Source organism: Pseudonocardia sp. SID8383 (assembly GCF_009864975.1).
GTDB classification, from domain to species: Bacteria; Actinomycetota; Actinomycetes; order Mycobacteriales; family Pseudonocardiaceae; genus Pseudonocardia; species Pseudonocardia alni.
On the sequence record NZ_WWFY01000845.1, the window covers coordinates 18,785 to 27,962 of the forward strand.

Here is a 9,178-nt window from a genome sequence, read left to right on the forward strand (position 1 = left end):
CCGGGCGTATTCGGGCGGTCCGGCAACGCCGCCGACGGCGGCGTGGGCGCCGGGAGCGACGGTGGCGGATGGGGAGACACGCCCCAGGACCCCGGACACGACGACGCCCCCGGTGCACGGGGCACCGGGGGCGTCGGACGTATGACGCGGAGGGGTCAGGCCGCGGTGGCGGCCGGCTTCTTCGAGAGCTTCTCGAGGCGGCGCGTGGTGGGCCAGCGGACCGCGGTCGCCCAGCCGAGCTTCTCGAAGCCCCGGATGACGACGGCCGAGATGTCGATCTGGCCCTTCTTCACACCGTGCCGGGCGCAGGTCGGGTCGGCGTGGTGCAGGTTGTGCCAGGACTCGCCGAAGGACAGGACCGCCAGCCACCAGACGTTGGCGGACTTGTCACGGGAGGCGAAGGGGCGCTCGCCCCAGATGTGGCAGATCGAGTTGATCGACCAGGTGACGTGGTGCAGCACCGCGACGCGGACCAGGCCGGCCCAGAAGAACGCGGTGAACGCGCCCCACCAGGACATGGTGACCAGGCCGCCGACGAGCGCCGGGCCCGCCAGGCTGAACACGACGATCAACGGGAACGCCTTCTCCACGCGCATCATGTCGCGGTCGGTGAGCAGGTCCGGGGCGAACCGCTTCATGTTCGTGAGGTCGCGGTTGAAGATCCAGCCCATGTGCGAGTGCCAGAAGCCCTTGACCAGCGCCTTCGCGCCGGTGCCGTAGAGCCACGGCGAGTGCGGGTCGCCCTCCTTGTCGGAGAACGCGTGGTGCCGGCGGTGGTCGCCGACCCAGTCGAGCACGCTGCCCTGGAGCGAGATGCTGCCGGCGATCGCCAACGCGATCCGCAGCGGCCGGTTCGCCTTGAACGAGCCGTGGGTGAAGTAGCGGTGGAAACCGACCGTCACGCCCAGGCCGCTGACCAGGTAGAACACGACGAACAGCGCGACGTCGACCCACCCGAGGCCCCAGCCCCACGCGAGCGGGACGGCGGCGAACAGCGCGAGCGTCGGAAGGACGACGAACAGTCCGACCAGGAACATCGCGCCGGGCGGGCGCTGCCCGTCGACGATCGGCGCGGGCGTCCGCTTCGCGGACGTGCTGCGGGGGGGTGCGGCCTCGAGCGTCATGCGTCCCACTCTCGCGGAACCCGTACCCCGCGGGCAGTGCGGTTAACCCCCCTGTTGGGATTCGGGTTCCGCCCCGGTCCGGACTTGACCGACGAGTAACTTGTGAGTACTGAACGGGGAGTGAAGCTCTCCACCGTCCTCCCCTACGGCGACGACCCGATCCGCAACGCGGACGCCGTCACCGACATGGAACGCGCCGGCCTCGACGTCGTCTGGGCCGCCGAGGCCTACTCCTTCGACGCCGTCTCCCTGCTCGGCTACCTCGCCGCACGCACCGAGCGGCTCGAGATCGGCTCGGCGATCCTGCCCATCTACTCGCGCACCCCGACCCTGACCGCGATGACCGCGGCCGGCCTCGACGCCCTGTCCGACGGCCGGTTCAGCCTCGGCCTCGGCGCATCCGGCCCGCAGGTCATCGAAGGCTTCCACGGCGTCGCCTACGACAAGCCGATCGGGCGCACCCGGGAGATCATCGAGATCTGCCGCAAGGTCTGGAAGCGGGAGGAGAAGCTCACCAACGACGGGCTCTACCCGATCCCGCTACCCGGAGGAACCGGCCTCGGCAAGCCGCTGAAGATCATCAACCACCCCAAGCGCGCCGACATCCCGATCTGGGTGGCCGCGCTGGGCGAGAAGAACCTGCAGATGACCGCCGAACTCGCGAACGGCTGGCTGCCGCACGTCGTGCTGCCGGAGAAGATCCAGGAGGTCTTCGGGCCCGCCCTCGAGGCCGGCTACGCCAAGCGCGCCCCCGAGCTGGGCCCCCTGCAGATCACCGGCGGCGGGATCGTCGCGCTCGAGGAGGAGTTCTTCGAGCCGGCCCGCCAGGCCGCCCGCGGCCTCTACGCGCTCTACATCGGCGGCATGGGCGCGCGCGGCAAGAACTTCTACAACACCGTCTTCGCCAAGCAGGGCTACGCCGACGCGGCGAAGACCGTGCAGGACCTCTACCTGGACGGGAAGAAGGAGGAGGCCATGGCCGCGCTCCCGGACGACTTCATCGACAAGGTCACCCTGATCGGCTCCGAGGGCCACGTCCGCGAGCGGATCGCGGCGCTGCAGGAGAACGGGATCACCCACCTGCACGTGAACCCGATGACCGACGACGTGAACCACACGTTCGAGAAGCTCAAGACCTGGATGTCGTAGGTCCGGGCTTGCCGGGCCCGCGCGGGCGTGCTCATCTGGGTGACATGGTCGACAGCGCTGTTGGTCAGGACGTCGCCCCCGAGGAGTTCGACGCGGTCGTGGTCGGAGCCGGGTTCGCCGGGCTCTACATGCTGCACCGTCTGCGCGGGCTCGGGATGTCCGCCGTCGTGCTGGAACGCGCCGACGGCGTCGGCGGGACCTGGTACTGGAACCGCTACCCGGGCGCGCGGTGCGACTCGGAGAGCTACTACTACTGCTACTCCTTCGACTCCGCGCTGGAGCAGGAGTGGACCTGGACCGAGCGCTACCCGCGCCAGCCGGAGATCAGGGCCTACCTCGACCACGTCGCCGACCGGTTCGACCTGCGCCGTGACATCCGGCTCTCGACCACCGTCACCGGGGCCCGCGCCGACGCCGACGGCCGGGGCTGGACCGTGTCCGTCGAGGACGGCCCCGACCTGTGCTGCCGGTTCCTGGTCACCGCGGTCGGCTGTCTGTCCGCGGCGAACGTGCCGGACCTGCCGGGCCTGGACGACTTCGCCGGGCGCTGGTTCCACACCGGCAGCTGGCCGCACGGGGGCGTCGACGTCGCCGGGCGGCGGGTCGGCGTCGTCGGCACCGGCTCGACCGGGATCCAGGCGATCCCGGTGCTGGCCGAGCAGGCCGCGCACCTGACCGTCTTCCAGCGCACCCCGAACTACTCGATCCCGGCCCGCAACGGCCCGCTGACCGAGGACGAGTCGCGCGCCTACAAGGCCGACTACGACCGCATCCGCGGGATCCAGGCCGGATCCACCAACGGGCACCCGTTCACGATCGACGACCGCTCCGCCCTCGACGACCCCGACGACGAGCGCGATCGCGTCTACCGGGCCGCCTGGGAGCGCGGCGGGCTGCGGTTCCGCGCGGCCTACCGGGACCTGCTCGCCGACGAGGCCGCCAACGCCACCGCCTCGGAGTTCATCCGCGACCGGATCCGGGAGGTCGTCGAGGACCCGGCGACCGCCGAGGCGCTGCTCCCGCACGACCACGGCTTCGCCACCAAGCGCCCGCCGATCGACACCCACTACTTCGAGACCTACAACCGCGACGACGTGACGCTCGTCGACGTCCGGGCCGACCCGGTCGAGGCCGTCGAGCCGGGTGGCCTGCGGCTGCGTTCGGGCGCGCTGCACGAGCTGGACGACCTGGTGTTCGCCACCGGCTTCGACGCGCTGACCGGTCCGCTGCTGCGGCTGGACCCTGTCGGCCCGGACGGCACCGCGCTGAGCGACGCCTGGCGCGAGGGCCCCCGGACCTACCTGGGACTGGCCGTGTCCGGCTTCCCGAACCTGTTCACCGTCACCGGGCCGTTCAGCCCGTCGGTGCTCACGAACATGCCGACCTCGATCGAGCAGCACGTCGACTGGATCGCCGGCTGCCTGGCGCACCTGCGCGCGACCGGCCGGGACCGGATCGAGGCCGACCCGGCCGCCGAGCGCGACTGGGGCGAGCACAACCGGGCCGCCGCCGACGCGACACTGCTGCCGCGGGCCGCGTCGTCCTGGTACCTGGGCGCGAACGTGCCGGGCAAGCCGAGTGTGTTCATGCCCTACGCCGGCGGGTTCGCCCGCTACGCCGCGACCTGCGCCGACGTCGCCGCCGACGGCTACCGCGGGTTCCGGCTGTCCGGCCGCGGCCCGGCCGCGTGAGCACCACGCCACCCCCCGACGAGGGGACCTGCGGCATTGCGCCGTTCGGCCCAGTACCGGGGGGTCGCGTCACGGCTCGTAGGCAGGGCGTAGAGAATGTGTGACGTCATCCACGGTTCACGGCGCCCCGGGCAACCCCTGCCGGGGCACCCGCGACAGGACTCGCGACATGACGAGGAGCCCGACTTGCTGGAGCTCGCCATCCGGACCTCCGACGAGCCGATCTCCCCCGGTCAGTACCGGCACACGGCGACGCACGCCTGGTGGATGGGGACCTGCTTCGCCCGCGACGAGCTCTGCGTCCACTACAGCGAGCACCTGCTCCAGCAGTGGACCCCGCTCGACCCGGCCCAGGACTGGCTGCTCGACCGCGAGCTGACCGGCCGCGTGCACTGGCTGTCCGGCGACGGCGCCGCCGCGATCGAGGACGGCTTCGACATCGCCGACCAGTGGCCCACCGGCCGCTTCCGCGCCCCGCACGGCGACTTCTACGCCGCGCTCCACGGCCACCGGCCCGCCGCGAGGGTCGGCTCGTGGGCCAACCCCACCGAGGCGTTCCTCGCGGGCCTGCCCCGCGACCCGGCCGCGATGCTGGACCGGCTGATCGCCGACAGCCCGCCGGGCCGCGGCTACACCGGCCCGTTCCCCAGCGCGGTCGACGCGCTGCGGACCTGCCGGGTCCCCGCCGAACTGCGCGCGGTGCTCTACGCCGCGCTGCGCCGGATGCCGGCCGTCTCCCTCGGCGAGACCGACAACCTCGACGGCGAGCGGCACCCCACCCTCGTCCACGACGACGGTCCGGTCCGCACCGAGCTGCTGATCTCCCCCGTCGACGGGCAGTACGCCGGCGAGCGCGACACCGTCCGCCGCCCGGCCCGCGTCGGCCCGCCGGTCGGGACGGTCGTCGCCGAGACGGCGACGCAGACCGCGGTGGTCGGCGTCCTCGGGTCCCCGCCCGGCTTCTGAATCGTGCCGCTCGCCGTCCGCGTGCGGTCGATCACGAAACGATCACGAAGTGGGACCCGGCACACTGCCCGGTCTCGCGTCGAGGGGACTAACCTGGTAGCCGGTCGCGACAAATCGAGCAGCTATCAAGGCGGTTGACGCAGAGTGTCATCGAGCAGTACCTCCCATCAGGCGAGCGACTTCGGTCCGAACGAGTGGCTCGTCGAGGAGATGTACCAGCGCTTCCAGGAGGACCCGTCGGCCGTGGACCCGGCCTGGCACGAGTTCTTCGCCGACTACGGCAAGGACGGTGAGAAGGCCTCCTCGTCGTCCGTCGGGACCGAGGAGCCGGCCGACACCTCCTCCGGCAACGGGTCCGCCCCGGCGGCCTCCTCGGGTGGGGTCACCCGAGGTGCGGCCACCGAGGACGACCAGGGCAGCGGGAGCGGCACGGAGACCGGCGCGGCCGGCTCCGGCGACGCCCCGGCGCAGAGGGCCGTGACGAACGGCGGGAAGGCCGGCGGCAAGGGCACCGCCACCTCCCGCGACGTCCCGCCGCCGGTCACCCCGAAGGCCGAGCCGCCGCCCGCCGAGGAGCGCCTGCGCACCGCGAGCGCACCGGCCCCGGCGTCGTCGTCGAACGGGACACCGGCCAAGCCCGCCGCGGGCAGCGGTTCCAAGGCCGCGAAGCCGACGCAGGACGGGGGTGGCGCGACCACCACCCCGCTGCGCGGTGCCGCGAACGCCATCGCCAAGAACATGACCGCCTCGCTCGAGCTGCCCACGGCGACGAGCGTGCGTGCGGTGCCCGCCAAGCTGCTCGCCGACAACCGCATCGTCATCAACAACCACCTCAAGCGCACGCGCGGCGGGAAGCTGTCGTTCACGCACCTGATCGGCTACGCGCTGGTCCGGGCGCTGACCGACTTCCCGAACATGAACCGGCACTTCGCCGAGACCGACGGCAAGCCCTCGGTCGCGACGCCGGAGCACGTGAACCTGGGCCTGGCGATGGACATGCCGGGCAAGGACGGCAGCCGCTCGCTGATCGTCGTGTCGATCAAGGGCTGCGAGAACATGTCGTTCGCGCAGTTCTGGCAGGCCTACGAGGGCATGGTCCGCAAGGCCCGTGACGGCAAGCTGACCGCCGACGACTTCGCGGGCACCACGATCAGCCTGACCAACCCCGGCACGCTGGGCACCAACCACTCGGTGCCGCGGCTGTCGGTGGGCCAGGGCGCGATCGTCGGCGTCGGCGCGATGGAGTACCCGGCCGCCTTCCAGGGCGCGTCGGAGGAGCGGCTCGTCGAGCTCGGCATCTCCAAGATCATCACGCTGACCTCGACCTACGACCACCGGATCATCCAGGGCGCCGAGTCCGGCGACTTCCTGCGCCGGATCCACCAGCTGCTCCTCGGCGAGGACGGCTTCTACGACGACATCTTCGCGTCGCTGCGGGTGCCGTACGAGCCGGTCCGCTGGGTGCAGGACTTCCCCGAGGGCGAGGTCGACAAGACCGCCCGCGTGCTGGAGCTGATCGAGTCCTACCGGACCCGTGGCCACCTGATGGCCGACACGGACCCGCTGAACTACCGCCAGCGCCGGCACCCCGATCTCGACGTCCTCAGCCACGGCCTGACCCTGTGGGACCTCGACCGCGACTTCGCGGTCGGCGGGTTCGGCGGGCAGAGCCACATGAAGCTGCGCGACGTGCTCGGCCTGCTGCGCAACTCCTACTGCCGCACCATCGGCACGGAGTACATGCACATCGCCGACCCCGAGCAGCGCAAGTGGCTCGAGGAACGCATCGAGGTCGCGCACGTCAAGCCGGACTCCTCGGAGCAGAAGTACATCCTGTCCCGGCTGAACGCGGCCGAGGCCTTCGAGACCTTCCTGCAGACCAAGTACGTCGGGCAGAAGCGGTTCTCGCTGGAGGGCGGCGAGACCGTCATCCCGCTGCTCGACGCCGTGCTGGACAAGGCCGCCGAGCGCGAACTCGACGAGGTCGTCATCGGCATGCCGCACCGTGGCCGGCTCAACGTGCTGGCCAACATCGTCGGCAAGCCGATCAGCCAGATCTTCCGCGAGTTCGAGGGCAACCTCGACCCGGGCCAGGCGCACGGTTCCGGCGACGTGAAGTACCACCTCGGTGCCGAGGGCAAGTACTTCCGCATGTTCGGCGACGGCGAGACCGCGGTCTCGCTGACCGCGAACCCGTCGCACCTGGAGGCCGTGGACCCGGTGCTGGAGGGCATCGTCCGCGCGAAGCAGGACCTGCTCGACAAGGGCGACGGCGGCTTCACCGTGCTGCCGGTGCTGATGCACGGCGACGCGGCCTTCGCCGGTCAGGGCGTCGTGGCCGAGACGCTGAACCTCGCGCTGCTGCGCGGGTACCGCACCGGCGGGACCGTGCACGTCGTCGTCAACAACCAGGTCGGGTTCACCACCGCGCCGGAGCACTCGCGGTCCTCGCAGTACTGCACCGACGTCGCGAAGATGATCGGCGCGCCGGTCTTCCACGTGAACGGCGACGACCCGGAGGCCTGCGTCTGGGTCGCCAAGCTGGCCGTGGAGTACCGCCAGCGCTGGAACAACGACGTCGTGATCGACATGATCTGCTACCGGCGCCGGGGCCACAACGAGGGCGACGATCCCTCGATGACCCAGCCGTCGATGTACGACATCATCGACGCCAAGCGCAGCGTCCGGAAGATCTACACCGAGTCGCTGATCGGCCGTGGTGACATCACCATGGAAGAGGCCGAGCAGGCGCTCAAGGACTTCTCCAACCAGCTCGAGCACGTCTTCAACGAGGTGCGCGAGCTCGAGAAGACCCCGCCGGTGATCTCGCCGTCGATCGAGTCCGAGCAGCTCGTCCCGTCCGACCTCGACACCTCGGTCCCGCTCGAGGTCGTCCACCGGATCGGCGACGTGCACGCCAACCTCCCCGAGGGGTTCGCCGTGCACAAGCGGGTCGAGCCCGTGCTGCGCAAGCGCGAGAAGATGTCCCGCGAGGGCGACGTCGACTGGGCCTTCGCCGAGCTGCTCGCCATCGGCTCGCTGGCGATGGACGGCCGGCTGGTCCGGCTCTCCGGTCAGGACTCGCGTCGCGGCACCTTCGTGCAGCGGCACTCGGTCCTGATCGACCGGCACACCGGTGCGGAGTACTTCCCGCTGCGCAACCTGGCCGAGGGGCAGGGCCGGTTCCTGCCGTACGACTCGGCGCTCTCGGAGTTCGCCGCGGTCGGCTTCGAGTACGGCTACTCCGTCGCCAACTCCGACGCGCTCGTCATGTGGGAGGGCCAGTTCGGCGACTTCGTCAACGGCGCCCAGTCGATCATCGACGAGTTCATCTCCTCCGGTGAAGCCAAGTGGGGCCAGCTCTCCGACGTCGCGCTGCTGCTGCCGCACGGCCTGGAGGGCCAGGGCCCCGACCACAGCTCCGGGCGCATCGAGCGCTTCCTTCAGCTGTGCGCCGAGGGCTCGATGACCGTCGCGCTGCCGTCGGACCCGGCGAACTACTTCCACCTGCTGCGTCAGCACACCCTCGACGGGGTGCGCCGGCCGCTGGTGGTGTTCACGCCGAAGTGGATGCTGCGTGCCAAGCAGGTCGTCAGCCCGCTGTCCGACTTCACCGAGGGCCGGTTCCGCCCGGTCATCGACGACCCGGAGCACGCCGGCAAGGGCGACACCGTCTCCGGGGTGAAGCGGGTGCTGTTCTGCTCCGGCAAGATCTACTGGGAGCTGGCCGCGGCCCGCGACAAGCGCCGCAAGAACGGCGACGCAGGCGTGGACGAGGCCGCGCTGGTCCGCGTCGAGCGGCTCTACCCGATGCCGGCCGAGGAGATCGCCGCCGTCCTCGAGCGCTACCCCGAGGCCGCCGGTGACGTCCGCTGGGTCCAGGAGGAGCCGGCCAACCAGGGCTCGTGGCCGTACTACGGCCTGGAGCTGCCGCAGAAGCTGCCCCAGCTGCAGGGGAGCTTCACCCGGGTGTCCCGGCGTCGGATGGCGGCCCCGGCCGCCGGCTCGTCGAAGGTGCACGAGGTCGAGCAGGCCGAGCTGATCGACAAGGCGTTCGCCCGGTAACACCACGCACGACGACGGCCCGGTCGGGGATCTCCCCGGCCGGGCCGTCCGTGTTCCACGGGTCAGGAGCGGCGCAGCGCCCCGGCGACGACCGCGGCGCCGGTCACGACCGGCACGGCCCACTCCGCCACCCGGATCCGGCGGCGCAGCGCGGCGTCCGGGCCCTCCGGCGTCGCGGCGCGG

General features: G+C 71.4%; 5 protein-coding genes. 4 read left to right on the forward strand and 1 reads right to left on the reverse strand.

Annotated elements, in window-relative coordinates; translation table 11 throughout:
* Positions 1–155 precede the first annotated feature (155 nt).
* The gene (locus GTW08_RS20440) at positions 156–1,124 is read right to left on the reverse strand and encodes an acyl-CoA desaturase (protein WP_073578549.1); all 969 of its coding nucleotides are present in this window, start codon (positions 1,122–1,124) and stop codon (positions 156–158) included.
* Between the two features lie 120 nt (positions 1,125–1,244).
* Here GTW08_RS20440 and GTW08_RS20445 point away from each other — a divergent pair, with 120 nt between their 5' ends.
* The 4 genes from GTW08_RS20445 (at position 1,245) to GTW08_RS20460 (ending at position 8,995) form a co-directional block, all read left to right on the forward strand.
* Entirely contained in the window at positions 1,245–2,273 is a 1,029-nt protein-coding gene (locus GTW08_RS20445) for an LLM class F420-dependent oxidoreductase (RefSeq protein WP_073578550.1), read from the forward strand.
* Positions 2,274–2,317: 44 nt separating this feature from the next.
* Positions 2,318–3,964, forward strand: coding sequence for a flavin-containing monooxygenase (locus tag GTW08_RS20450; protein ID WP_073578551.1), 1,647 nt, complete (start codon positions 2,318–2,320; stop codon positions 3,962–3,964).
* 186 nt (positions 3,965–4,150) lie between these two features.
* A complete protein-coding gene (locus tag GTW08_RS20455; RefSeq protein ID WP_083659177.1) occupies positions 4,151–4,930 on the forward strand; it encodes a hypothetical protein in 780 nt (259 codons plus the stop codon).
* Between the two features lie 144 nt (positions 4,931–5,074).
* The gene (locus tag GTW08_RS20460; protein ID WP_073578552.1) at positions 5,075–8,995 is read left to right on the forward strand and encodes a multifunctional oxoglutarate decarboxylase/oxoglutarate dehydrogenase thiamine pyrophosphate-binding subunit/dihydrolipoyllysine-residue succinyltransferase subunit; all 3,921 of its coding nucleotides are present in this window, start codon (positions 5,075–5,077) and stop codon (positions 8,993–8,995) included.
* Positions 8,996–9,178: the final 183 nt, after the last annotated feature.